Origin of the sequence: Halomonas binhaiensis, assembly GCF_008329985.2 — a bacterium.
GTDB classification, from domain to species: Bacteria; Pseudomonadota; Gammaproteobacteria; order Pseudomonadales; family Halomonadaceae; genus Halomonas; species Halomonas binhaiensis.
Window position 1 is genome coordinate 4,579,717 of sequence record NZ_CP038437.2, and the last position, 23,490, is coordinate 4,603,206.

Annotated in this window: 23 protein-coding genes and 1 riboswitch; of the genes, 15 read left to right on the plus strand and 8 right to left on the minus strand. The window is 58.3% G+C overall.

The features are described from left to right. Positions 1-10: 10 nt before the first annotated feature. The 3 genes from E4T21_RS19955 to E4T21_RS19965 all read left to right on the plus strand — a co-directional run bounded on the left by E4T21_RS19955 (position 11) and on the right by E4T21_RS19965 (position 3,356). Positions 11-1,015, plus strand: coding sequence for a branched-chain amino acid ABC transporter permease (locus E4T21_RS19955; protein WP_149287340.1), 1,005 nt, complete (start codon positions 11-13; stop codon positions 1,013-1,015). Beyond that, positions 1,015-2,325, plus strand: coding sequence for a branched-chain amino acid ABC transporter permease (locus E4T21_RS19960; RefSeq protein WP_149286697.1), 1,311 nt, complete (start codon positions 1,015-1,017; stop codon positions 2,323-2,325). Before E4T21_RS19955 ends, E4T21_RS19960 begins: the two co-directional genes overlap by 1 nt. 239 nt (positions 2,326-2,564) lie before the next feature. Continuing rightward, positions 2,565-3,356 carry an acetoin reductase gene (locus tag E4T21_RS19965; RefSeq protein WP_149286698.1) on the plus strand — a complete coding sequence of 264 codons (792 nt, stop codon included), beginning with the start codon at positions 2,565-2,567 and terminating at the stop codon, positions 3,354-3,356. Positions 3,357-3,416: 60 nt separating this feature from the next. Here E4T21_RS19965 and E4T21_RS19970 read toward each other — a convergent pair whose 3' ends face one another. Further along, on the minus strand, positions 3,417-4,622 hold the full coding sequence (locus tag E4T21_RS19970) for an ABC transporter substrate-binding protein (RefSeq protein WP_149286699.1): 1,206 nt from the start codon (positions 4,620-4,622) through the stop codon (positions 3,417-3,419). A 194-nt stretch (positions 4,623-4,816) separates the two neighbouring features. Between E4T21_RS19970 and E4T21_RS19975 the strand changes: the two genes are divergently transcribed. From E4T21_RS19975 to E4T21_RS19985, 3 genes are all read left to right on the plus strand, one after another. Next, positions 4,817-5,578: a dienelactone hydrolase family protein gene (locus tag E4T21_RS19975; RefSeq protein ID WP_149286700.1), complete on the plus strand. Its 762-nt coding sequence runs from the start codon at positions 4,817-4,819 to the stop codon at positions 5,576-5,578. Between the two features lie 256 nt (positions 5,579-5,834). Continuing rightward, entirely contained in the window at positions 5,835-7,094 is a 1,260-nt protein-coding gene (locus tag E4T21_RS19980) for a dicarboxylate/amino acid:cation symporter (protein WP_149286701.1), read from the plus strand. Between the two features lie 93 nt (positions 7,095-7,187). Further along, positions 7,188-8,237, plus strand: a complete 1,050-nt coding sequence (locus E4T21_RS19985) for a C45 family autoproteolytic acyltransferase/hydrolase (protein ID WP_149286702.1) — start codon at positions 7,188-7,190, stop codon at positions 8,235-8,237. Here the strand turns inward: E4T21_RS19985 and E4T21_RS19990 are convergent. Then, complete coding sequence (locus E4T21_RS19990) at positions 8,208-8,474, minus strand: hypothetical protein (protein WP_149286703.1); 267 nt, start codon at positions 8,472-8,474, stop codon at positions 8,208-8,210. The genes E4T21_RS19985 and E4T21_RS19990 overlap by 30 nt on opposite strands. 163 nt (positions 8,475-8,637) lie before the next feature. Here E4T21_RS19990 and E4T21_RS19995 point away from each other — a divergent pair, with 163 nt between their 5' ends. Next, a complete protein-coding gene (locus E4T21_RS19995; protein ID WP_149286704.1) occupies positions 8,638-9,681 on the plus strand; it encodes a ChuX/HutX family heme-like substrate-binding protein in 1,044 nt (347 codons plus the stop codon). A gap of 59 nt (positions 9,682-9,740) precedes the next feature. Here the strand turns inward: E4T21_RS19995 and E4T21_RS20000 are convergent, their stop codons facing one another. Continuing rightward, positions 9,741-10,325: a DUF4202 domain-containing protein gene (locus tag E4T21_RS20000; RefSeq protein WP_149286705.1), complete on the minus strand. Its 585-nt coding sequence runs from the start codon at positions 10,323-10,325 to the stop codon at positions 9,741-9,743. 265 nt (positions 10,326-10,590) lie between these two features. Then, positions 10,591-11,139: an outer membrane beta-barrel protein gene (locus E4T21_RS20005; protein ID WP_149286706.1), complete on the minus strand. Its 549-nt coding sequence runs from the start codon at positions 11,137-11,139 to the stop codon at positions 10,591-10,593. A 486-nt stretch (positions 11,140-11,625) separates the two neighbouring features. Between E4T21_RS20005 and E4T21_RS20010 the strand changes: the two genes are divergently transcribed. From E4T21_RS20010 to thiE, 7 genes are all read left to right on the plus strand, one after another. Then, positions 11,626-12,348, plus strand: a complete 723-nt coding sequence (locus tag E4T21_RS20010; RefSeq protein ID WP_149286707.1) for a metal ABC transporter ATP-binding protein — start codon at positions 11,626-11,628, stop codon at positions 12,346-12,348. Beyond that, the gene (locus E4T21_RS20015; RefSeq protein WP_149286708.1) at positions 12,349-13,239 is read left to right on the plus strand and encodes a metal ABC transporter permease; all 891 of its coding nucleotides are present in this window, start codon (positions 12,349-12,351) and stop codon (positions 13,237-13,239) included. A gap of 38 nt (positions 13,240-13,277) precedes the next feature. After that, positions 13,278-14,387 carry a metal ABC transporter solute-binding protein, Zn/Mn family gene (locus E4T21_RS20020; protein WP_149286709.1) on the plus strand — a complete coding sequence of 370 codons (1,110 nt, stop codon included), beginning with the start codon at positions 13,278-13,280 and terminating at the stop codon, positions 14,385-14,387. A gap of 277 nt (positions 14,388-14,664) precedes the next feature. Further along, a complete protein-coding gene (locus E4T21_RS20025) occupies positions 14,665-15,009 on the plus strand; it encodes a hypothetical protein (protein WP_149286710.1) in 345 nt (114 codons plus the stop codon). 82 nt (positions 15,010-15,091) lie between these two features. Beyond that, on the plus strand, positions 15,092-15,577 hold the full coding sequence (locus E4T21_RS20030) for a C40 family peptidase (RefSeq protein WP_149286711.1): 486 nt from the start codon (positions 15,092-15,094) through the stop codon (positions 15,575-15,577). A gap of 76 nt (positions 15,578-15,653) precedes the next feature. After that, positions 15,654-15,753: riboswitch (TPP riboswitch) on the plus strand. A gap of 34 nt (positions 15,754-15,787) precedes the next feature. After that, positions 15,788-16,639 carry a hydroxyethylthiazole kinase gene (gene thiM / locus E4T21_RS20035; protein ID WP_240349228.1) on the plus strand — a complete coding sequence of 284 codons (852 nt, stop codon included), beginning with the start codon at positions 15,788-15,790 and terminating at the stop codon, positions 16,637-16,639. After that, positions 16,629-17,279, plus strand: a complete 651-nt coding sequence (gene thiE / locus E4T21_RS20040; protein ID WP_149286712.1) for a thiamine phosphate synthase — start codon at positions 16,629-16,631, stop codon at positions 17,277-17,279. The genes thiM and thiE overlap by 11 nt, the downstream gene beginning before the upstream one ends. Before the next feature lie 135 nt (positions 17,280-17,414). Here the strand turns inward: thiE and E4T21_RS20045 are convergent, their stop codons facing one another. From E4T21_RS20045 to E4T21_RS20055, 3 genes are all read right to left on the minus strand, one after another. Then, complete coding sequence (locus E4T21_RS20045) at positions 17,415-18,290, minus strand: DMT family transporter (RefSeq protein ID WP_149286713.1); 876 nt, start codon at positions 18,288-18,290, stop codon at positions 17,415-17,417. 142 nt (positions 18,291-18,432) lie between these two features. Beyond that, a complete protein-coding gene (locus E4T21_RS20050) occupies positions 18,433-20,061 on the minus strand; it encodes a D-alanyl-D-alanine carboxypeptidase (protein ID WP_149286714.1) in 1,629 nt (542 codons plus the stop codon). Between the two features lie 137 nt (positions 20,062-20,198). After that, on the minus strand, positions 20,199-20,960 hold the full coding sequence (locus E4T21_RS20055) for a sulfite exporter TauE/SafE family protein (RefSeq protein ID WP_149286715.1): 762 nt from the start codon (positions 20,958-20,960) through the stop codon (positions 20,199-20,201). 384 nt (positions 20,961-21,344) lie between these two features. On the opposite strand from E4T21_RS20055, the gene E4T21_RS20060 reads away from it, so the two are divergent. Further along, a complete protein-coding gene (locus tag E4T21_RS20060) occupies positions 21,345-21,866 on the plus strand; it encodes a peroxiredoxin-like family protein (RefSeq protein WP_149286716.1) in 522 nt (173 codons plus the stop codon). A 102-nt stretch (positions 21,867-21,968) separates the two neighbouring features. Here E4T21_RS20060 and hglS read toward each other — a convergent pair whose 3' ends face one another. Further along, the gene (gene hglS, locus E4T21_RS20065) at positions 21,969-23,309 is read right to left on the minus strand and encodes a 2-oxoadipate dioxygenase/decarboxylase HglS (RefSeq protein ID WP_149286717.1); all 1,341 of its coding nucleotides are present in this window, start codon (positions 23,307-23,309) and stop codon (positions 21,969-21,971) included. Between the last annotated feature and the right edge of the window lie 181 nt (positions 23,310-23,490).

Genomic DNA, 23,490 nt, shown 5'->3' on the forward strand with positions numbered 1-23,490 from the left:
AGATATCACCGTGAATGAGTTCGTGTTCTTCATCAACAATGTGGTGATTGCCGGCAGCGTCACTGGATCAATCTATGCCATCGGTGCAGTGGGCATCACGCTAGTGTTCGGAATCATGCGTTTTGCTCACTTCGCTCACGCCGACATGATGACCCTGGGCGCCTTCATCGTATTGCTGCTCACCTCGATGTTTCCGTCCGCAGGGAACGCCTTCGGCATGCCTACGGCCATCGTTATGCTGCCTCCGGCCATCATCAGTACAGCGTTGATCGCAGTGCTGATCGACAAGACCTTCTACAAGCCAATGCGCGCCCATGGAGTAAAGCCTATTGTCATGGTCATTGCTTCCCTGGGAGTGACCTTGATGCTGCAGGGTCTGATTCGCTTGTTCACCGGCACGGGATCCCAGAGCCTGTATGTCGATGATCGCAAGGAAATCTTCCGCATTGCCGTACCCATTGAAGGAGTACGCATGCCAGTAGTGCTAACTGAACCTCAGATCTATCTCTTTGTCCTGACGGTGATTGCCGTCACCGCACTGCACCTCTTCCTGTCTCGCTCAAGGCTGGGCAAGGCCATGCGCGCCATGTCCGACAATCCTGACCTGGCCCGATCCTCAGGCATCAATACCAACACCATCGTGGCGGTGACCTGGATGATCGTCGGCGGCCTGGCCACCATCGCCGGAACCTTACTGGCCATGGATGTGACCTTCAAGCCCGACCTGAGCTTCCACATTCTTCTGCCGATCTTCGCTGCTGCCATCGTGGGAGGGGTCGGTCAGCCCTTCGGCGCCATAGCCGGCGGGTTTGTCGTCGGCTTTGCCGAGACGCTTGCCGTGTTCAACTGGAATGTCTTGTTACGACCCTTCCGTGACAGTTTGCCAACCTGGCTCGAACTCCCCAGCAATCTGGCTTTCGTCGGGACTGAATACAAGATTGTGGTGCCATTCTTCATCCTGGTCGCCATTCTGGTGTGGCGCCCCACCGGCATCTTCAAGGGCAAGGTGATCTAATGAGTGCACATAATCCCCATCGCCGCGAAGTCGCCGTCTCTCCCAAGTCTTTCCCGTTCAGGGAATGCATCATGCTGACTGCCATCGTCCTTGCCGTGGGAGCGGTATTCCTCGCCATGGGAACACCCTACAGCGTGCGCATGCTGGTGGAAGCCAGCTGCTACGCCATCCTGGCTCTGGGCCTGACCATCCAGTGGGGCTATGCCGGTCAGTTCAATGCTGGTGTCATGGGTTTTGTCGCTCTGGGCGGCTTTTCCACCATGCTGTTCACCGTGCCCGTCAATCATGCCTTCTGGGATAGTGACCTGCCGGGGGAACTGGGTAGAGTACTGCTCTACCTGGTCGCCGCCAGCCTGGTGGTCATTGCAGCTTCCCGCCTTAACCGGCTGGGCCTGCCAAACTGGCTGCGAACCCTGATCACCATCGTGCTGGCATTGGTCCTGTACATGGTAGTGATCAGCCAATTTCGAGCCGTCACCGACGACATCCAGCGCCAGGCAGACTTCATCGGCGGCTTCGGCATGCCAGTATGGCTGGGCTGGGCCGTTGGCGCCGCCCTGGCCGGAGGTGTCGGCTATCTCATTGGCCATATCTGTCTTGGCCTGCGCAGCGACTATCTGGCCATCGCGACGCTTGGCATCGCCGAGATCATCAAGGCCTTCCTCAAGAACTCCGACTGGCTGACCCGGGGCACTGCCACCGTATCCCCTCTGCCCTGGCCCGTACCTGGCCCTGGCGAGATGGGGTTCACGCTGGCCAGAGCGGCCTATCTGTCGGTGACGGCTGTGATGATCGCGATCATCTTTGTCCTCCTGCAGCGCGCCTATAACGCGCCCTGGGGGCGCATGATCCGGGCCATCCGTGACAATGAAGTGTCTTCTGCTGCCATGGGCAAGGACATCAACCGCCGGCGCCTGGAAATCTTTGTTCTTGGTTGCATACTGATGGGGCTCGGCGGTGCGGCTCTGGGAAGCTTCAATGGCCTTTTCGACCCTCAAGGCTACCTGCCCTTGAACCACACATTCCTGGTACTGGTGATGGTGATTCTTGGCGGCCCAGGCAACAATCTCGGCACTATCTTTGGCGCCGTGGCGGTATATATCATCTGGATCATGTCGGAACCCCTGGCATTGTATGTCATGGACCTGGCAACCAGCTTCGGCCATGCCCACTTTGGCTGGGATATTCCGCGCAATATGGAAAGCCGTGCTCTCCAGGCCCGAGTCTTCGTCATTGGCCTGCTGATCACGGTGGTGCTGCGAGTTGCTCCCAAGGGCCTGCTACCAGAGAAGATCAGGCACCACGGTTGACGCTTTTTTACACTTTAGTCGACGTAGTAGCCGACTATTACCCCGTTTCCTGTGGAGTGGATAGAGTGAAATCACAACAGAAATGTTGTGATTTCACTCGAGGTTTATCGACATATCGCCATGCCTTGTCTCGGATAAAAATCTTTCAAAAAAGAAATGCTTTCCGAGCATGCTTTCTAGGAATTTCATGCCGATATCATGAGACACCTTGTCCGAAATTCCGCCCGCGGAGAAATGTCATGACAGCTACTCAACCATCTCGCAATATCATTGTTACCGGCTCGGCTCGTGGTATTGGCAAGGCGATTGCCTTACGACTCGCCGAGGATGGCCACAATATTGTCGTCAACGATACCGAAGCCAATCGCCATGCTCTGAATGATGTTGCTGCTGCCATTCGCGACCTGGGCCGCCAGAGCGTTGCCATTACGGCTGATGTCACCAGCGAGGAACAGGTCCAGCAGATGATCAGCCAGACAGTCGATGAGCTCGGCTCACTGGATGTCATGGTGGCCAACGCAGGTATTGCGCATGTGGAGTCGCTGCTGAAGCTGCGAATGGAAGACTGGGACAGAGTCATGGATGTCAATCTTCGCGGTGTGTTCATCTGCTACAGGGAAGCTGCCCGCCAGATGATTGACCAGGGTAATGGCGGCAAGATCATTGGCGCAGCATCGATTGTCGCCTACCGCCCATTCGCCCTGCTCAGCCCCTACTCCGCATCCAAGTGGGCAGTCCGCGGACTTACCCAGGGCGCCGCCATGGAATGGGCGAAATACGGCATTACCGTCAACGCCTATTGTCCAGGCATCGTCGGCACTGACATGTGGGAACTGATTGACGAGAAACTCGCAGCCGAAGAAGGTTGGGAGAAAGGTGAAGCGCTGAAGACCTACTCCAATGCCATTGCTCTTGGGCGTGTATCCGTCCCGGAAGATGTCGCCAAATATGTCTCCTATCTTGCTTCATCTGACTCGGATTACATGACGGGTCAATCTGTGATGATCGATGGGGGAATACAGTTCTCCTGATCCCTGAATGAACAAGCCCCGCTCACTTTTCCGTGAGCGGGGCTTGTTACCATTCAAGGTTTACTCGACGATACCTTTAGCCGTGAACGCGCCATCTTCCACGGCCATCTCCTGCACGACACCAGGAACATCACCGCTTTCATCGAAGTCCTGCGTGCCACCAGCACCTTCGTAGTTGATATCCTGGCCATCGGCTATCAGTTGCTTGGCCTTTTCCCACTCGCCGGGGAGTATGACCTCGCCAGGAGGGGAAGCGACCTCACGCAATGCCGCGGACACGCCCTCGCGATCCGCACTGCCATTCTTTTCAATCGCCAATGCCAGCAGGAAGGCAGCATCGTAAGCCTGGGCCGCGAACACGGCACTCGGATCAATTTCCGCCTCATCGGCCAGCTCCCGGAACAGCTCCGTGCCAGGCAGCTCGGGACTGCCAGGACGGGTTGCGATCATCCCTTCAAGCACATCGGCACCCAGGGCATCGACCAAGCTGTCGCCGACCATGCCATCGCCACCGACATACTGTGTGAAGGTGCCACTTTCATAGGCCTGGCGCAGAACGGTCTGGCCCGAAGTATCGGCATAGGCCAGCACGACCAGGACGGGAGCCCCAGTAGCAGACAGCACTCCCAGCTCACTACGATAATCGGCACGATTGTCTTCGTGGGCGAGATTTTCCAGTACCGAGCCACCTCCGGCCTCGAAGCCTTCCTTGAAAGCCCCGGCAAGGCCTCGCCCGTAGTCGTTGTTGACGTATGTCACCGCAACTTCATCGATGCCTTTCTCCAGCAGCAGCTTGGCCAGCACCTCTCCCTGGTAGGCATCGGAAGGCACCGTACGGAAGACCAGGTCATTGTCATCCAGTGTCGTCACTGCAGGGGCCGTGGAAGCTGGTGAAACCATGGTGACACCGGCGGGAATCGCGACATTGTTGGCCGCTGCCACGGTGGCGCCTGTGCATAGCGCACCAACAATGGCCGTGACCTGTTCAGTATTGACCATGCGGTCAGCGGCATTGGAGGCGGCTGAAGCATCACCACAGGTGGTATCCCCTGTCGGCATCACTATATCCTGACCATCCAGAAGGCCGCCTTGGGCGTTGACATGGGTGATCGCCAGTTCAGCTCCATCAAAGATGGGCGGTGTCAGGGTTTCGATACCCCCGGTAAAGCCACCTAGAAAGCCGATCTTGACCTCGGCATATGCCATGCTGCCAATAGCCAGAGTGGTCGCAGCGACCGCCGTTGTCAGTACACGCTTGTTCATGATTGTTATCTCACTCGTGGTTGTACTGAGGTTGTATGTACTCTTTCAATCTGGAAGGCACCCGGAGAAAACACAAGTTCGTCCACCAACGTTTATTCGGCTGTCCTTCTATACTGCTTTCACCCTTACTGCTCTCACCTATCGCCAATACCGTGCAGATACTGATCGTTGACACCTGACATGCCCCGGAGTCTTCCATGAACCTGCTATCTCGCTTGAGCCTGTCCTCCTCTCTCTTATGCAGCATCGCCCTGGCGCCTGGTGCCTGGGCGGGAGAAACCGTCGACTATTCTGTAGACGGTGAAGATTTCCAGGGTTACTTCGCCAGCGCTGGTGACAAGGCAAAGGGTAGCGTGCTGGTGATCCACGACTGGAATGGCCTTGATGACTATGAGCGCAAGCGTGCCGACATGCTGAGCGAAGCTGGATACGACGCCTTCGCTATTGATCTTTATGGCGCAGGCAATCGTCCGGTGGATACCGCCGCAAAGAAAGCCGAAACCGAGGCCTTGTATGAAGATCGTGAACGCATGCGCAAGCTGACCCTGGCAGGCCTGGCGCAGGCCCGTCAGTCGGGGGCCGCCCAGAATACCGTGGTCATGGGCTATTGTTTCGGTGGCGCCGTGGCACTGGAGCTGGCTCGTTCCGATCAAGCCGAAGATGTACATGGCTATGCCACCTTCCATGGGGGACTGGCCACCCCGGAAGGACAGAGCTATCTTCCCGACACCCCTCCCATCCTGATTGCCCATGGGGGGGCCGATACCTCCATTCGCATGGATCAGGTCGCTGCATTATCCGAAGAGCTCGAAGCGGCGCAGGTTCCTTATGAAATTCAAGTCTACTCGGGCGCGCCCCACGCCTTCAGCGTATTGGGTAGCGATAGCTATCAGGAGCGCGCCGACCAGGCTTCCTGGGCAGCCTTTCAGGCGCTTCTGCAACGCACCCTAGGCACATAGCACTGAACAAGGATCTGCTACGCTCATCCTCTCGCGGGCCATGGTGGGCGTATCCAGGACCAGACAAAGGCACCAAGAAAGACCAGACGGAAAAGGATATTTGGACGTGACACTCCATCATTTTCTGTAGAATGCCCCGCCTATACCGACCGACTGCCGAGAAGGTACTGGGAGCAAGCCCCATCAGCCCCTTGTCGACAGGCGGCGGTCATTGTTTCGAACCTTGCGGGCAATCGCCCCTCATTGGAGCCTGAACATGCCTCAACCCGCCTCCTCAGTCCGCCCCGGACTGTGGCGCCGCATTCCTCTCTGGCAGAAAATTCTTGCTGGTCTGATATTGGGCACCCTCGTCGGCAGCCTGATGGGAGAGCAGGCCAGCATCTTCAAGCCGCTTGGCGATATCTTCATCAGCGCCATCAAGATGCTGATTGTGCCACTGGTATTCTCCACTCTGGTGGTGGGTATCGGTGCCATGCGCGACCCTCAGAAAATGGGCCGTATCGGTGCGCGCACCATTGCGCTGTACCTGATCACCACCGCCTTCGCCATCGCCATTGGTCTGTTTGCTTCCTGGCTGTTCCAGCCCGGTGTCGGCCTTGAACTCAGCTTCGACAAGGCATCGGCAGATGCCCAGGAAGCTCCGAGCCTGGTCGAGATTCTGGTAGGCCTTGTACCCCAGAACCCTGTCGATGCCCTGGCTACCGGCAATATCCTGCAGATCATCGTGTTTGCCATCGGTCTGGGTATCTCCCTGACCCTGATCGGCGAGAAAGGTGAGCCTGTACTCAAGGTGTTCGAGAGCTTTGCCGATGCCATGGTCAAGCTGACCAGCCTGGTGATGGCCATAGCACCCTTTGGCGTATTCGGCCTGATCGCCAATGTGGCCGGCAGCTATGGAGCCGAGGTACTGCTGCCGCTGGTCAAGGTCATTGGCGTGGTCTACCTGGCCTGCGTTGTGCACGTGCTGGTCGTCTATTCCGGACTGCTGGCGTTGCTGGGCCGCCTCAATCCAATGCGCTACCTGAAAGGCATTCTTGACGCCCTGGTGGTGGCCTACTCCTCAGCATCTTCATCCGGCACATTGCCCGTATCCTTGCGCTGCGCCACCAAAAACCTGGGCATTTCTGAGGGCGTGGCAGGTTTCGTGCTTCCGGTAGGTGCCACCATCAACATGGATGGTACCGCGATCTACCAAGGCGTCGTGGCAGTCTTCATCGCTCAACTGATCGGCGTCGACCTGAGCCTGGCGGATTACGGCATGATCATCGTCACCGGCACCCTGGCATCCATCGGCACAGCAGGGGTACCCGGAGCAGGCTTGATCATGCTGTCCATTGTCATGGCCCAGATCGGCCTGCCTCTCGAGGCCTTGGCCGTGGTAGCGGGCATTGACCGCATCCTCGACATGGCTCGCACCAGCGTCAATGTCGCCGGAGACCTGATGGTGACAACACTGGTCGGCAAGAGCGAAGGTGAGCTGGACGAAGACGTCTATAACGCCACCAGCAAGTCCTGACCTCTCGCTATGCGCCGGCCAGGCCGGCGCATAGCGAGCACCGAGCTGCTACAGTGACAAGGCCACTCGACGTTGTTCGTCAGCGAGGCCCACATGCACGTCACCGAACTCTCCGGCAGCCGCTTCGACATTGGCCACACCCATGCCCGCCTGCATCGCCAGGCGATCATCGATAGCATCGATGTCTACGATCGCATGTTCCACGACATGGTCGGGTTGCATTGGCACGAGGCCCGCCTCGATGCCGAACGCTTCCTGCCCATGATCGAACAACGCTTTCCCGAAATTCTCGAGGAAATGGCAGGACTCGCCCAGGGCATCGGCGGCGAACTCCTGGATATCCTGACCCTGAACTGCCGCAGTGAGATTTCTCTGACCAGAGCCAGCGGCGGCTGTTCAGCCGTATCGATCCTGCAACGGGAAGCCCAGTGGCTGGCCCAGAACTGGGATTGGCGGGCAGACCAGGGCAGGCACCTGGTCGCCCTGCGCATTCGTGGGGACGATACTCCGGCCCTGATCAGCATTGGAGAAGCCGGCATGGTGGCCAAGATAGGGCTCAATGAGTGTGGTATTGGCGTGGCACTCAACGCGATTCGTTCCGCCACCTGTGGCGACGGACTGCCCATCCACGTGGCATTGCGCAGGATTCTCGAAAGCCGTTCCTTTAGCGCAGCCGAGGCCGTGGTCAATGCCGGTGTGTGTGCACCCGCTCACTTCCTGATTGCCGATGGCCAGGGGCACAGCCTGGGGTGTGAAGTTCACTCAGGATCCCCAGGACGACTGGAACCACGCGATGGCGTCGTGACGCATACCAACCACCTGATCAGCGATGCCGCCACTCACTGGCTGGACGACTATCCCAAGCCAGACTCCTGGACACGCCTGGAACGCCTGAACGAACTGGTCGAACAATTGCCTCGCGATCATGCCCTCGATCCCGAACGGCTATTCGCGATGCTGGGCGACCACAGCGAGGGCCGTGAATCGTTATGCCGTCACTTCGATCCCAGCGAGCCAGAGACCGAACGCATGGAGACACTATTCAGTGTGGCCATGAATCTCACCTCACGTGAACTGTGGCTACGCTTCGGCAAGCCCTGTTCGACGCAACGATCAGTGCGCCTGACGCCCATACAGGTGTGACCCCTGCTCTTCCGGCAACTCTCCCTTGAGATACTGCTCGGTCGTCAGCAGGAACAGGCGCCGGAACAGTTCATGAATCGCCTCTTCACGTCGCATGGCCAGAAGCTCCGGATCAGTATCCGGATCCTCTGCTACATTCGGATATTCCCATGCCATGCGCATGGATCCTGAAGTGACGTCGAAGATTTCAAGTGTAGGGTTGGCGCCGTGCAGTGCGGTCTTGATGCGATAGGACATGACAGCCTCCTGATAGTCAGACCATGATTCCGATCATCAATGTTCAGATCACCAATGCGGGTCTCCATAGAGAAATCCAATGATAATCATTGTCATTTGCAATATGGTCGTATCAAGGTGTACTGTCAAGTTTGAACTGATGGATCAGTGACAAGAGGCTCCCATGAGCGACGACAAACGCAACGCTATCCTCGAGGCACTATATGCCATACGCGACACGGCTCCCTACACGCCTGCCATCGGCATCGCCGAGCGCCTGGGTATCAGCGAAGGTGAACTCCAGGCAGCTCGTCTAGGCCAGAACGTGATCACGCTCCCTCATTCGCCCCAGGACATCGCCGCCCGCTTGCATACCCTGGGCCCGGTCAAGGCACTGACACGTTCAACCCTCGCGGTACTCGAACAGAAGGGAGAATATCCCTCCCTGAGCGGTGGCGATCAGGCTGGACTGTTGCTGAATCCCGGCGGCCTCGATCTGCGCCTGATATTTGCCCATTGGCACTGGTGCTGCCTGATCCGTGACTCACTTCCTGATGGTGAGCGCCTGAGCCTGCAGGTGTTCGACCAGCATGGCCGTGCCGTGCACAAAGCCTTCTGCCTGGAAAGCGACTCAGTCTCGGCATGGCAAGCCCTGTGGCTGGAAGGTAGTCACCACCCTCCCTGCTTCACCGGGGAGCAGCTGCCACAGCCCTCTTCTTCCCCGACCAGCCCTCCGCAGGGTCTTGCAGAAGATTGGGCGGGGCTCACTGACGTGCACCAGTTCTTCGGCCTGCTGCGACGCCACAAACTCAGTCGTCGCGATGCCAATGCACTCATGGAAGGGCGCTTCACGCGCGCACTGGCCAGGCACAGCATCGAACACCTGCTGGGACGAGCTGCGTCGACAGTTCAATCACTGATGCTATTCGTGGCGAGTCCTGGCTGCGTGCAGATTCGTAGCGGATGCATCCCTGCCCCTGAGCGCAAGCGAGGCTGGCTCAATCTGTTTGCAGAGGACGCCACCCTGCACCTTGATGACACCAACATTGCGCAGGTATGGACCGTGTTCAAGCCAAACCGCGACGGTGGTGTCACCAGCCTTGAAGCGTTTGATGCTGATGGCCAACTGGTTTTGCAGATCTTCAGTGAACGCCGTGAAGGCAACCCTGAGTCAACTGCCTGGCGCAAGCTGCTCGACGACCTCAACCACCGCGAATCGGCGGCATGAGGCCATACCAATGTGCAAGCTGTGGAGTGACCTACTTCGACTCCTGAACAGCCCGGCCTTTAGCCCGCCAGAGCTTCTTCCACCAGAGCACGGGCATCTCCGTCCATGGGCAAGGCCAGCGCCAACTCATGGGCCCTGGGCGACATCTTGGCCCATGTCTTCTGCACGATGCGGATCAAGTGATCGTGGTCGACCTGGTGGGAAAAGTCGGCAAAGTAGTTTTCCAGAAATACCAGGCAAGCACAGTCTTCCACTGCCTGAGTACCGGGGTCACGTCCTAGCCCTTGCTTGCGAATCATGCGCGCGGTCTCTTCTGCATCCTGTGTGCTGTAGCCCGCTGCTACCAACGCTTCGGTGGCCAGTTCAGCAGCCCTTTTACCTTGGTCGCGCCGCCAAGTCAGGTAACCGATGCGCCCCTCCGGGTATTGGTTACGGGGCACCTCCCAACGCTTGAGATGCTGAGCCCGCACCGCCAGGGTCAGACACTCTCCAGGTGCCTCCACCAACTGCTCGAGCCAAGCACTCATGCGTTCAGCGTGCCATAACTCCAGCGGTAGCGACTGACCATTTACCTCTACTCTACGCGGGTCTTCAGCATGCATGGTGTCCAGCGCACTCAGCGCTTTGTTGTATGGGGTCGTCATGTCGCCTCCGGATCAGGAAAACGCTGAATAGGGCAGCCAAGGCTGTCACGGTTGTTTCCTATAATACTTTCATATGACTAGCACTTTCACATGGCCAGCACTTTCACATGGCCAGCACTTTCTCATGGTGAGTATTTTTATGGCCAGGACGACACGGCCAAGGAATCAGCATGCCAGAAGGAATCGAGATGGCAGAAAGAGTCCACATGACAAAAGGGCCGATGCAAAGCATCGGCCCTTTCTGGAGTCTGTCTGCGCAGCAGGGTCAGAAGGTGTAGACGACACTGCCGGTAATGCTATCGATATTGCCGAGGTCATCGGTGTCAATTCGCTCGACTTCAAGGCGACCTGTCACGTCGAACAACTGCATGCGCGCACCCAGCCCGTATACCGGATCGGTACCGGAATAGTCATGGTCGAGATTATGACCGCGACGCTCACCTTCCCAGTCAGCAAAACCCGCTTTGCCATACACACCTAGCGGCCCGAAGCTGAGGCCTGCAATCCCCATGGCTTGCCAGCTCTCTATTTCCAGAGTAGCGCGAGTATCATCGACCTTGCCGTTGAGCTCACCGCTATTGAGGTATGACAATTCCGCGCCAATATCGAGGAAGGGCAGCCAACCGAAGTTGTAGCCCGCAAACACCTTGCCGAGGCCTGTTTCGTCATCAAAATCATCATCGCCCTGCATCTGTCCAGCGCCAGCGCCAATATAAAAACCACTATTGCCACCAGCGATACAACTGGACGACGTAAACAGGCCAAAGCCCAGGCCCATGGCCAATAGCGCTGCCAGACGCACCTTCAATGACATGACACAGCTCCGTATGATATTCATCGCCTGGCATGCACCCCTCAATCGCCAAGCATCAGTATTTCAGTTTATCTCGAAATCGGCGCTTGTGCAGGTCCTATATCAACAGTTCAGCAAAAAGTTCCCTGTCATGCTGTCATAGGCAATCCCCTATTCGTAGCAAGCATCATTATTTGTGGGCAGTACCATGGCTTGCAGGAAGTGCCATTGATTGCAGGAAGTGCCATTGATTGCAGGAAGCACCCTGGTGGTACGAGTTTCCATGGACACGGGCTTAGCATCCCGGCAGCACTTTTGTTATGTTATAGCCTTTCTGTCAGACCTTCCCTGTTTCGGAGTTCCCTTCATGTCCCACCGTCACCGCCCAGAAGGGCCGTGTCACTTTTCGCTGATGTCCTTATCGGTGGGACGTCGGCTGATATATGCCCTGATCCCCCTGACACCCCTGTGGCTGGCGGTCTCCTGGTCCGCGGGATGGTGGCACTGATGTCACGCCTGCAACTCAAGGACCTCCAGTTGGCCCGTGGCGGGCGCACAGTGCTCGAGCATATCGACGGGACCTTCCAGGATGCAGCCATCACCGCTCTGGTCGGTGCCAATGGTGCCGGCAAGAGCACCTTGATACAGGCCATCATGGGCACTCTCACTCCCGTATCTGGCTCCGTGGAATGCCAGGTACCTGCGGTACGTCGAGCCTGGTTGCCCCAGCAGCTCGCTCTCGACCTGAGCTTTCCGATGAGTGTCGAGGAACTGATCATGACCGGCACCTGGCCCAGCCATGGTGCCTTCAAGGGTTACTGTGGCGCGCACTATCGCCGTGGCCGCGAAATCATGACTCGCCTGGGCATTTCACACCTGGCCCATCGCCCTCTGGGCGAGCTGTCCGGAGGCCAACGTCAGCGCGCCCTGATCGGGCGCACCTTGATGCAGGAAGCAGAACTGTTATTGCTTGATGAGCCATTCGCCAACGTCGATACCGACACTGTGGACGTATTGATGGAGGTACTGCGCGATATGGCCAGGCAGGGCGCCACCATTCTGATCGTCCTGCACGATATGGCCCACCTGAGCAAGCTGGCCGATGACGTGCTGATCCTGGCTGAAGGCCATGGTCGCTGGGCCACGCCAGATGCACTGCTCGACCGTTATACCATTGGCCAGCTGTCGCGCCCCCCGCGGCTTCCCCTGAGTTTCCCAGGAACCCACTGAATGCTAGAAACCCTCTACGCCTGGTTTATCGCTCCTTTCGACTATGCCTTCATGAACCGTGCTTTGGTGGCTAGCCTGGCATTGTCGCTGGCAGCGCCTCCCCTGGGAGTCTTCCTTGTGCTCCGCGGCATGAGCCTCATCGGTGATGCCATGTCCCATGCCATCCTGCCAGGCGTGGCGCTGGGATTTCTGCTGGCGGGTTTCTCTCTGCCCGCCATGAGCTTGGGTGGCATGCTGTCCGGCATCCTGGTGGCTCTGCTCGCCGGTAGCGTTTCGCAGATGACGGGGCATCGGGAAGACGCCTCCATGGCCAGCTTCTTTCTCATCTCATTGGCGGGTGGTGTCATGCTGGTCTCGCTTGCCGGCAGCAGTGTCGACCTGACCCACGTACTGTTCGGCTCGATACTGGCAGTGGACAGTACCGCGCTGCTGCTGATCGCGTTGATCAGCAGCCTGATCATCATCATCTTGGCCGTGATTTTCCGGGCTTTGGTGGTGGAGTGCCTGGATCCCTTGTTCCTGCGGGGGCAAGGGGTGCGTGGCGGGCTGGTCCACAGCATTTTCCTCGGTCTGGTGGTATTGAACCTGACCGCCGGTTTTCAGACCCTGGGCACCTTGATGGCCGTAGGCCTGATGATGCTGCCAGCTACCACCGCACGCTTCTGGAGTACCCGCCTGGAAGGACTGATCGTGATCTCGGTGCTGGTTGCCCTGGTATCCAGCAGTGGAGGCCTCCTGCTGTCCTACCACCTCAGCCTGCCATCCGGTCCCGCCATCATTCTGCTGGCCGGTGTGGCCTATCTGTTCTCGGCGATATTCGGTCGCCACTACAGCCTGACTGCTCGCCGGCGCCGTCGAGCCTCGCCGCTTGGCGCCGACATGAACGAATGACATCAACCTGCACCATCGCCTTACAGGAGTCACCCATCATGCCATTGCCATCTGCATTGCCCTGTGCCAAGTCTCGACTCATCGCCGTAGCCCTCGCCACCCTTGGGTTTACCGCACTGGCGCAGGCCCAGCCGGTTCAGGTAGTGACCAGCTTCAGCATACTGGCCGACATGGCTCGCAATGTCGGTGGCGAGCACGTGGAGGTGACATCCCTGGTGGGTCCGGATAGTGACCCTCACGTCTACATGCCCAGTCCCAGCGATGCGCGCGCCCTGGCCGAAGCGGACCTGGTCGTATTCAACGGCCTGCAGTTCGAAGGCTGGATGAGTCGCCTGCTGGACTCCAGTGGCTATCAAGGCAAACTGGTGACAGCAAGCGAAGGTACCAGACCTCTGCCTTACAGCGGCCTTTCCATGGAACATGCCGACGATCACGCAGATCACGCAGATCACGCAGATCACGCAGATCATCAAGAGCATGAAGAACATGCCGGGCACGATGAAGAAGAACATCACAGCAGCCACGGAGAGCATGCAGAGGAGCACGCCGAGTCCGAGGCACATGCAGACCATGAGCATGGCAAGTTCGACCCACATGCCTGGCTGGACCTGGGAGCAGGAGCCATCTACGCCGCCAATATCCGTGATGGTCTGATTGCCGTCGATCCCGAGCATGAGCAGGATTATCGTGCTCAGGCCGATGCCTATATCAAGGAAATCAAGGCGATGGATGCCCATATCCACGAGCTGCTCGACGCCGTACCGCATGATACCTATGTCATCGTTGACCACGCCGCCTTTGGGCACTTCCAACGAGCCTATGGCATCGGCTTCCTGTCGCCGGTCGGTATCTCTACCGATGCAGAGCCCTCTGCCGCCGATCTGGTCAAGCTGATCGAGATCATCAAGCAACGCAATATCCCGGCACTGTTCCAGGAAAACATGGTGGGGCCGGCCCTGATGCAGCAACTGTCAGAAGAGACTGGCCTGCCTATTGCGGGCACTCTCTACACCGGAGCCTTGTCCGAAAGTGGGCCAACCTCCCACTATTTGGGCATGATGCTGCACAACGCTGAAGTGCTGCATGCCGGCCTTGCTGATGCCCAGCATCAGCAAGAGGGTCACCAGGAAGAACACCACGAGCACTGAACCTCGATATCCAGGGGCAGGATGCCCACAAAATAGCGACAGCGCATTGACTCTCGAGACGGCCAGGTAATCTGCGACGTCATCGTTCTGTTGCGAATAGCCCTGTCACGACAAGGGGGAGACATCCGTCTCCCCCTTTTTCGACCGTTGCGGCAGCTGTTCGGACATGTAGGGCAGCTCTCAGCAGGCGCCATGCAAAATTGGGTTTGCCAGATACACGGACCTGGACCAGTCTAAACAAAGGCAACCTTCATTGCCCTTGATGAGGCAGTTCACCATGTCCAATATCAGCGATACCCTGGGCCGGCAGATTACCTTCAAGGAGCTGGTCTACGCCCTATCCCATGGCTTTTCACCCATTGTCGAAGTCGAGTCCATGGATGGTATCTGTACCGTGCGCTTTCACCATGCCAATGGCGTGTCTGAACTTTGCGATGAACATGGCGAGACACGCACCTTTCTCGGTACAGGAGAAGTCCGTGAAGTCCTTGGCGAAACAAGACTGACCCATGGCGTACTGACCTGGGCCGACCAGTGTGGTGATGAAATGATCGGCGTGCCGGGCCACCCCATGACCCCAGATGAAATGCTGGCCAGCGGTACACGCATTTCCTTCCGATAAGGAAATCGGGATATTGGCGCTTGGCTCACTACCGCCAACAGGCTACCTTTGTACGGCATCCATCTCAGCAAGGATCGCGCCAATGATGCCTGCGCCTTTTCCCTTCGTTCGCGTCCTGCCCTGGCTACTGGCGATGTTGGTCATGGCTGGCTGTTCTTCTCCTCAGCTTTCGACCCAGGATGGCTCCCAAGGCTTGTCCATGGAACGCGCTCTGGTGCTGACGGAAGCCAGGAGCGCGATAGGCACGCCCTATCGCTACGGGGGCAACGACGAACGCGGCATGGACTGCTCCGGCCTGGTCCAGATGGCTTACTCCAGGGCAGGCATCTCGGTGCCACGCACCTCCCAGTCTCAATATGACAACCTTCCCCCCATCGACTCTGCCCGGCCGGGAGACCTGCTGTTCTTCTCCACAGGCAAGGGGTCCGGGGTCAGCCACGTGGGCATCTACATGGGCGATGACACCATGGTGCATGCTCCAGGTAGCGGACGTAGGGTGACCACTACGTCCCTTGCCCTGGATTACTGGTCCGAACATTTCGTCGGTGCCGCTGCTCCCGCACCATAAGGGCTCATGCATCAACGCATCTTACAGCGGGTCTCTGCGCTGGCTTTACAGCATCGCGCAGAACAAGGATAGTGAAAGCCTTCGACAGGGGCGCCGAGCGATGGCCGCACGGCTGAGATGTACCCTTTGAACCTGAACCGGATCATACCGGCGGAGGGAGTCGACATGGCATGATGCCGTGTCTCCACCTGCCTCCGCCCGGAGGCAATGATGTCATCCCGCTCTTCCATGCCATCCAGCTCGGCTAACGCAACGCTCTCACCGGACGTTCTCGGTGTTCATCTGCAGGAACTCCGCCAGGCCCCACCGTTGGTTCATAATCTGACCAACTTTGTCGCCATGAACAGCATGGCCAATATCCTGCTGGCACTGGGTGCATCGCCTGCCATGGTTCATGCTCCAGAGGAAGTCTCGGAATTTGCTGCTCTGGCCGATGCCGTGACCATCAATATCGGCACGCTCTCGGCAGGCTGGGTCGAGTCGATGCTCATGGCAGCACACAGCGCCCGGCAACATGGCAAGCCTTGGGTATTCGACCCAGTCGGGGTTGGTGCCACCCGATATCGCCGCGATGTCGCGGCGCAACTACTTGCCCTGAAGCCGACTGTCATTCGAGGCAATGCCTCGGAAATCATGACCCTGGCACACCAGGCCGATAGTGGTCGCGGCGTTGACACTACCGCCGGTACTGATGAGGCTCTCCAGGCGGCCATTGCCTTGGCCAGCGCCACATCGGCGGTGGTCGCCGTCACCGGAGAGATCGATCTGGTGACCGATGGCCAGCGGTTGGCCCGTATTTGCGGGGGTCATGAACTGATGCCACGGGTGACCACGCTAGGCTGCAGCCTGACAGGAGTGATCGCCGCCTTCATTTCCAGTGGCCGCGACACCTTCGAGTCCACCATCGCTGCATTGGCCTGCTATGCAGAAGCCGGGCGCCAGGCAGGCCTTGCTGCCAACGGCCCCGGCAGCTTTTCCAGCGCCTTCCTCGATGCCCTGTACAACCTCAACGAAAGCACCTTCTCTCATCTCGCCCCCGTGGAGATCAATCATGTCTGCTGAACGCCGCTTCCGTCCCGAACAGCTCGCCATCTATCTGGTGACTGACCCAGCCTTGTGTGCAATCCAGGGTCTGGAGGACACCGTGATGGCTGCCGTGCGTGGAGGCGTCACTCTGGTACAGCTGCGCGACAAGCATGCCAGTGACGCCGAGCTGATCACTATCGCCCGACGCCTCAAGACATTGCTGGACGGATCCGGCGTTCCCCTGGTGATCAATGATCGTGTCGAGGTTGCCCTGGCGGCAGAGGTTGATGGCGTGCATCTGGGCCAAGGGGATGGAGATGTCGGCGAAGCCCGCCGTCTGCTGGGGGAACAGGCCATCATTGGCCTATCGGTGCAGAATCATGCCCAACTGGACAAGCTGGACCGCTCCACATTGGACTACCTTGGATTGGGCCCGGTATTTGCCACCGCAACCAAGAGCGATCATGCCACGCCATTGGGCTTCTCTGGACTGGCGCAGCTGGTCAGCGCCAGCCCCTTGCCCAGTGTCGCCATTGGTGGCCTCAAGGCCGAACATGCCGCCCAGGTACGTGCCAGTGGCGCCGACGGCATGGCCGTTGTCTCCGCCATCTGCGGGCAACCCGACCCTCAGGTCGCGACTCAAGTGCTGGTGAAGGAGTGGAAGGGCGCAACCTGAGGCGAGTTTCAAGCTACGAGCTCCGAGCGACAAGCCTCGAGCTGTTCAGTACCACTCCATGGATCACAGACAACAGCCGAGGTTTCAACTCGAGCGCAGCGTGCTCGCGGCTCGAGACTCGTAGCTGGAAGGGACTCAGACCGTAGGTCGCCTCTTCAAGGAAGTGCGTCCTTCCTGATAGGCAATCGATAGCCCGCTGCCAATGATCAGCGTGCCGCCGATCAACACCCAGATATCGGGCACCTCACCCCAGATGCCCCATCCCAGCAGCACCGCCCATAGCATGGCGGTGTAATCGAAAGGCGCGGCAATGGCCGCAGGAGCATGGCGAAAAGCCAGAGTGATAAAGACGGTGGCGCCCACTCCCAGGGTGCCTGAAAGCAGAAAGCCAGGCCAATGCCACGCCATTGGCGTCTGCCATACAAAAGGCAGCATGAAGCTGGAAAGCACAAAGGGCACCAGGGCCATGTAGAAGACCATGGCCCAGAGATACTCTCGCGTCCCGTAGCGGCGCGACGTGATCATCATCAATGCGTAGAACAGAGCGGCTCCCAAGGCAAACAGAGCCCCAAGAGAGATTCCTGAAAAACTTGGCCTCACGACTACCAGCACCCCCACAAAGCCGATCAGGGAAGCCAGTATCACCGGAGGCTGGACCTTTTCATTCAGCAAGGGCACCGACAGCAGGCTGACAAACAGCGGCGCTGCAAAAGCAATGGCCGTCGCTTCCGCCAATGGCATCATCGTCAGTCCTGTCACGAAGCAGGCCATCGCCCCCGCATAGATCAAACCACGCACCAGATGCACCTTGGGGCGTCTGGTGCGGAGCTTGCCCAGTCCTCCGGAGAAATACGCCAGCAATGCGATCAGTGGCAACGAAACCAGCGTACGGAAGAAGATGATCTGGATCGTTGAATAACTGGCCCCCAACCATTTGGACACAGCATCCCCCAATGCCAGACACAGCACCCCAAGACACATGTAGGCAATGCCCTTGAGCGATGGTGACACAGCTCCTCCTCGAGACAGACATCATTCTTGATATGAACATTCTGGAAATAGACAACAACGCCGATGCACTAGGCATCGGCGTTGGAGAACGCTAGACAATCAAACGCCCTGAACGCATGCAACAGGGCGGTTGCGAGGCAGGCTACAAGCTGGCTTGCACCACCATGCAGTCCATGCCCTGCTGCTGCAGACTCTGGCAAGCGCTGCGCGCCTGATTTTCCTGCAGATCCACGACCCGGGCACGATAGACACCGGTACTGTCGGCACGAGCCACAGATACCCGGGCATTTGCCATCTGGGACGAGATCTTTTCCGCTGCTTCACTGGCCTGCACACGGGCATGATCAGCATTGCTGAAGGCGCCGACCTGCACGCCCCAGTCACCCTGGCCCTGAGACTGCACTGAGGGCTGGGACTGCGTAGTTGCCGGAGCCGCCGATGCTACCGCGACACTACGGCCGGCCGTAGGGGTCGAGTAAGTTGAAGCAGGCGGGGAAGTGGACGCCACACTCGGACGATCAATCAGCTGACGCAAAGGGTCCGATGCTGCGCTGCTCCCTGAACTCCCACCCACGCTCGATGTGGAAGAAGCCGACGAGGAAGAATAGCGTGCCGATGAGCCATAAGTGGACGACGAGCCGGATGCAGACGCATAAGAGGCGCTAGACGAATAGCTTGGTGTCGTCGAGGCATAGCTGGATGTGGACGTCGCCGGCTGAACCACTCTTTCGACACGCGACGGCTGCACCGCTGTATTTGCCGGGGCGCGTGTCGTCGCAGCAGCGCTGTATGCAGAGGTTGCTGGCGCTGTAGACGAGACACTGGCGACCTGAATCTGACGCGAGGGCGTGGCGGGCTGGAAGCCATGTGAAGACTCCATCAACTCGCCACCGGAGAAATTGGTATCGGCCAGAAAACCACGGCCATTAAGCAAGGAGGCGCGCATGAACCCACGATCCAATACGCTCATCATCTGCTCATCGCGGGATGCAGCGGTATATCCGCCCATGACCACCGCCACCATGCGCTTGCCGCTGTGCACGGAAGATGTCGCCACATTGAAGCCCGAGGCTCGGATGAAGCCAGTCTTGAGGCCATCAGTACCCGGATAGTTCTTGAGCAGACGGTTATGCCCGGTGTGTCGAGTGCCCTTCCAGGTGAATTCCGTCAGCGCAAAATAGTGGTAGTACTGCGGAAAATCACGGATCAAATGCATGGACAGGATGGCCATGTCCCGCGCCGTCGTCCTCTGACCGTCATCCGGCAGTCCCGAGGCATTGCGGAACGTGGTGTTTCGCATGCCCAGTTCCTGAGCCTTGCGAGTCATCATGCTGGCAAATTGGGATTCTGTTCCACCCAGGGATTCCCCGACCACCACCGCGACGTCGTTGGCTGAGCGCACCACCATGGCTTCGATGGCCTTCTCTACCGGAATGCTCTGACCAGACTTCAACCATAGCTTGGTTGCCGGCATGGAGGCTGCATGGGATGACACTGCCAGGGGAGTTGTCATGGTCTTGGAGCCACTTTCCAAGGCCTCGAACAACATATAAAGCGTCATCATCTTTGTCAGAGAAGCAGGATAGCGAGGCTCATCTGCATTCTCGGCATACAGAATCTCATTAGTTTCGGCATCGACCACGATACCGGCATAACGCGGATTGGCCCACACTGTGCCTGACGCCAGGCTCAGGACCAGGCTGGCAACCAGCGCTAGTATCAGCGAGGTGGCCGAGCGCCACCCGGTACTCCTTGCGGACACCATTATCATTCCCCAGAATTTCCAGCTTGCTCTGAGAGCATTATGACCCACTTGGCTGATCTGTACAGGCCAAAGCGCGGGAAATCCTCGGAATTATCGTCTTTTAACCGCAAAAAAGTCCCACAAATGACGGTTGGTAGACATTCTCAGCTTGTCAGTCGGGTGACACCCAGCCACACCAGACGCAGAGCCAGCACCGTCAGTATCCAGCGGAAAGCAAGGTCGAAGCGCTGCTCAGACAGGCGCGATAGCAAGCGCAGGCCCAGCCAGGTGCCCACTACCCCAGACAGGACCATCAACACCATCAACCCCAGCCAGTCACGGAAGACGAAACCCGCCACGCCGAAGACAAAGGCCTTGCTCAGGTGCTGCAATGTCATGCAAGCAGCAAAAGTGGCCACCGTGGACTGGCGTCCGCCACCACGTTGCTTGATGAATGAAGCCACCATGGGCCCCGAGGCCCCCACCATACTGGAAAGCAGTGTCGTCACGGCACCGGCGACGAGTGTGCCGAAATGGCCCAGTGCGCGCTGAGGCAACCCTGGCCCCCAGATGGTAAACAGGACAAATCCCGCGATGGCCAGCTCCAATACCCCTGCCGGCAAGCGAATCAGCAACCAGCTGGCCACCAGGGCTCCGATGATCGCCCCGGGGACAAAACTTGCCAGGGCTTTCCACTCCACATGACGCAGCGTCATGGCCAGGCGTCCACCATTGGAGCCCAGCTGCACCATGCCATGCACCGGAATCAATGCCGATGCCGGCATCACCTGAGCCATGGTCATGATCAACAGGGTACCTCCGCCAACCCCCATGGAGGCGCTGATCATCGAAGTCAGCGAGGACAACACTACCAATAGCAAGTTGATATCAGTGGACAACGGGGAGAGTTGGAGGAGCGGCGCCATTCGCGATCCTTTCTTATGATCAAAGGCCTGAAGCATACTCGAAGACAGCATTTGCACATATCCGAGCACAAGGTTTCCGCCACAGAAGGCCATCCACCGGTAAAGGACAAAGCACCGGCACTGCAGAAGGCTGGCAGCACCGTTCGTACCTGAGCGGATAGAGCCCCCTGGCTCAGCCGAACAGTCAGGGGGCAATCATATTTCACGACGCTCCAGTGTCGCTCGACGAATCGCCGGTGAGTCCGCGTCTCGCCTCGTGTTTCACGAAGCAGTAATCCGCAGCGAGCGGGATATAGAACACAGCATTGACGCTGATATTACCCTACCCCAAGCTCTAGCCTTGTCTGCATTGACAAGCTCTGGCAACCAGGAAAGTGATTCACAATGACTGCTCAAAAAATTATGCCCGGACATCCAACTCCGAAGATAAACCTTCGCTCGATCACAGGAGAGCAAATGCAGCTTGGCGGTGAAGGAAAATGGCAGTTGGCTGTCGTTTATAGAGGTCGGCATTGCCCGCTTTGCCGTGAATATCTGAAGACACTCAACAGCATGCTTGAAGCCTTTCAGGAGGCAGGCGTGGAGGTGATTGCTGTTTCTGCCGATCCTATCGAACGAGCTACGGGCACAGCCAATGAGGAAAACTGGCGCTTTCCTGTAGCTTATGCGTTATCTCCAGACCAGATGCGCGAGCTTGGACTGTATGTCTCCGAGCCGCGCTTCTCTCAGGAAACGGAATGGCCTTTCGCGGAGCCGGGTCTGTTCGTAACCAATCCCGACGGTTTATTGCAGATCGTGGACATCTCGAATGCGCCTTTTGCACGCCCCGACCTCCAGATTGTTCTGAATGGCCTGAAGTTTATCCGCGAAAAGAACTACCCGATCCGTGGCACCGTAATGGTCTGAGCGCGCTGCAATATCCTGGCAGGCCTTTCGGGCTGGTAGCGCAAGCGCTGCCGCCCCGAAAGGCCTGTAGTGCCAGTGTTGTCATGTGGGTCAGGGCTGGATTCAGCCCACCAGACCCAACGCCTTCAGCGATGCAGCCTGTCGTTCGGCATAAAGTGCCAGCTCATCGGTGACAGCGGCGCCCAGCGCCTCCTCAAAGGCCTCACGATTGGCATTGCCCTGACCAACTTGCCCTTCCTCTCCGCCGAGGTTGGACTGGAAGATACCGGCGGCAGACACCGGCAGAAAATCTTCATAGGTGATGGGATCGGCAATGATCGTCCCCGCCGCCAACAACTCCTCAAGCTTTCCTTCAGCCTGCGACTCTCCGGGGGCCAGGCGATACTCGAAGAAGGCCAGCCCTTCGCGACGCAGGATGGTGTCGTCATCAGGGAAGGCCTCGAAGACGTCGGCCAAATGCGCCTGGTGAGCCTCATTGTCTGCGCCTGTAGCCGCCTGACGCGCCTCATTGAGCAGGCGGTCATATAGTTCACGCCCCCTGGGCGTGAGCGCCATGCCACGCTGTTCGATCTCACCGAAACGAGCAGTATGCGAGCCCTCAGCATCGCCAACGAAGCGCGTGACCTCTTCCAGCGCCTTGAAGCTAGTCTGGCGCAGCAGGATCGGGCACTGGCGACGGGGTGGGCCCTCGATCACCACCTTGGGCGACATGCCAGCCGCGGGCATCCGGCGCTGAACTTCATCAATGTCCAGGGTTCGCGGCGTCAGGTGGTTAATGTGCGGGCCACGGAAGCACACCACATCGGCAATCAGACGGTGAGCGGCATGCAGGTCGTCATAGGTCGCGCGATCCACCGTGGCATGCTGGTGCCAACGGAAGGTCTCCAGTGCCTCGGCGACAAACCGGTCTGCCTGATCGCTGGTCAACCCGCCCTCGTTCTCGAAAGCGGCAATCAGCTCCCGCACCCCCGGTGTAAAGATATCGCGCTGTGCGAGTATATCGGCGGCACGCTGGCGCAGGGCGGCATCCTCGATCAACTCCAGGCGCAGCAATGACGTGAACAGGCGGAAAGGATTACGTGCCAGGGCTTCGTCCTCGACTGGGCGAAAAGCCGTGGAGTGCACCGGAACGCCTGCCTCGGACAGGTCGTAATAGCCCACCGGGTACATGCCCATCACCGCGAACAGGCGACGTAACATCGCCAGTTCCTCAGCCGTACCCACCCGAATCGCGCCATGACGCTCGACACCGAGGCGTTCCAATTCACCACGGGCCTCAAGGCTGGCCTTGAGTTCAGGTCGTGCTTCCAGTGTCTCGCGATTGACGGTCTCGACCAGCTCCAGCAGGGTGCCATACTGCGGCACTTCGGCCTGATACATGGCCGACATGGCACGCGAGAAACGGTCACGAATCTCATTGGAGGAAACGAAAGAGGACGACATGGAGGCTCTACCTGATGTGTGGGAACGCATGGGGATGGTTTGCAAGGAGTCATGACGGACAGGGATGCAGCGCTTCCATAGGACGCCGGTACATCCGACTCATATGGCCATGAAAGCAAAGCCGACAACAGACGACAAACGAAAAAAAGCACGCTTTGCATTCCATTATGGAATGCCTGGT

Bases quoted from the DNA above. Each gene is read 5' to 3' on its own strand.
- E4T21_RS19960 (WP_149286697.1), top strand. From the start codon at position 1,015: ATGAGTGCACATAATCCCCATCGCCGCGAAGTCGCCGTCTCTCCCAAG.
- E4T21_RS19965 (WP_149286698.1), top strand. From the start codon at position 2,565: ATGACAGCTACTCAACCATCTCGCAATATCATTGTTACCGGCTCGGCT.
- E4T21_RS19975 (WP_149286700.1), top strand. From the start codon at position 4,817: ATGAACCTGCTATCTCGCTTGAGCCTGTCCTCCTCTCTCTTATGCAGC.
- E4T21_RS19980 (WP_149286701.1), top strand. From the start codon at position 5,835: ATGCCTCAACCCGCCTCCTCAGTCCGCCCCGGACTGTGGCGCCGCATT.
- E4T21_RS19985 (WP_149286702.1), top strand. From the start codon at position 7,188: ATGCACGTCACCGAACTCTCCGGCAGCCGCTTCGACATTGGCCACACC.
- E4T21_RS19990 (WP_149286703.1), bottom strand. From the start codon at position 8,474: ATGTCCTATCGCATCAAGACCGCACTGCACGGCGCCAACCCTACACTT.
- E4T21_RS19995 (WP_149286704.1), top strand. From the start codon at position 8,638: ATGAGCGACGACAAACGCAACGCTATCCTCGAGGCACTATATGCCATA.
- E4T21_RS20000 (WP_149286705.1), bottom strand. From the start codon at position 10,325: ATGACGACCCCATACAACAAAGCGCTGAGTGCGCTGGACACCATGCAT.
- E4T21_RS20005 (WP_149286706.1), bottom strand. From the start codon at position 11,139: ATGTCATTGAAGGTGCGTCTGGCAGCGCTATTGGCCATGGGCCTGGGC.
- E4T21_RS20010 (WP_149286707.1), top strand. From the start codon at position 11,626: ATGTCACGCCTGCAACTCAAGGACCTCCAGTTGGCCCGTGGCGGGCGC.
- E4T21_RS20015 (WP_149286708.1), top strand. From the start codon at position 12,349: ATGCTAGAAACCCTCTACGCCTGGTTTATCGCTCCTTTCGACTATGCC.
- E4T21_RS20020 (WP_149286709.1), top strand. From the start codon at position 13,278: ATGCCATTGCCATCTGCATTGCCCTGTGCCAAGTCTCGACTCATCGCC.
- E4T21_RS20025 (WP_149286710.1), top strand. From the start codon at position 14,665: ATGTCCAATATCAGCGATACCCTGGGCCGGCAGATTACCTTCAAGGAG.
- E4T21_RS20030 (WP_149286711.1), top strand. From the start codon at position 15,092: ATGATGCCTGCGCCTTTTCCCTTCGTTCGCGTCCTGCCCTGGCTACTG.
- thiM (WP_240349228.1), top strand. From the start codon at position 15,788: ATGTCATCCCGCTCTTCCATGCCATCCAGCTCGGCTAACGCAACGCTC.
- thiE (WP_149286712.1), top strand. From the start codon at position 16,629: ATGTCTGCTGAACGCCGCTTCCGTCCCGAACAGCTCGCCATCTATCTG.
- E4T21_RS20050 (WP_149286714.1), bottom strand. From the start codon at position 20,061: ATGATAATGGTGTCCGCAAGGAGTACCGGGTGGCGCTCGGCCACCTCG.
- E4T21_RS20055 (WP_149286715.1), bottom strand. From the start codon at position 20,960: ATGGCGCCGCTCCTCCAACTCTCCCCGTTGTCCACTGATATCAACTTG.
- E4T21_RS20060 (WP_149286716.1), top strand. From the start codon at position 21,345: ATGACTGCTCAAAAAATTATGCCCGGACATCCAACTCCGAAGATAAAC.
- hglS (WP_149286717.1), bottom strand. From the start codon at position 23,309: ATGTCGTCCTCTTTCGTTTCCTCCAATGAGATTCGTGACCGTTTCTCG.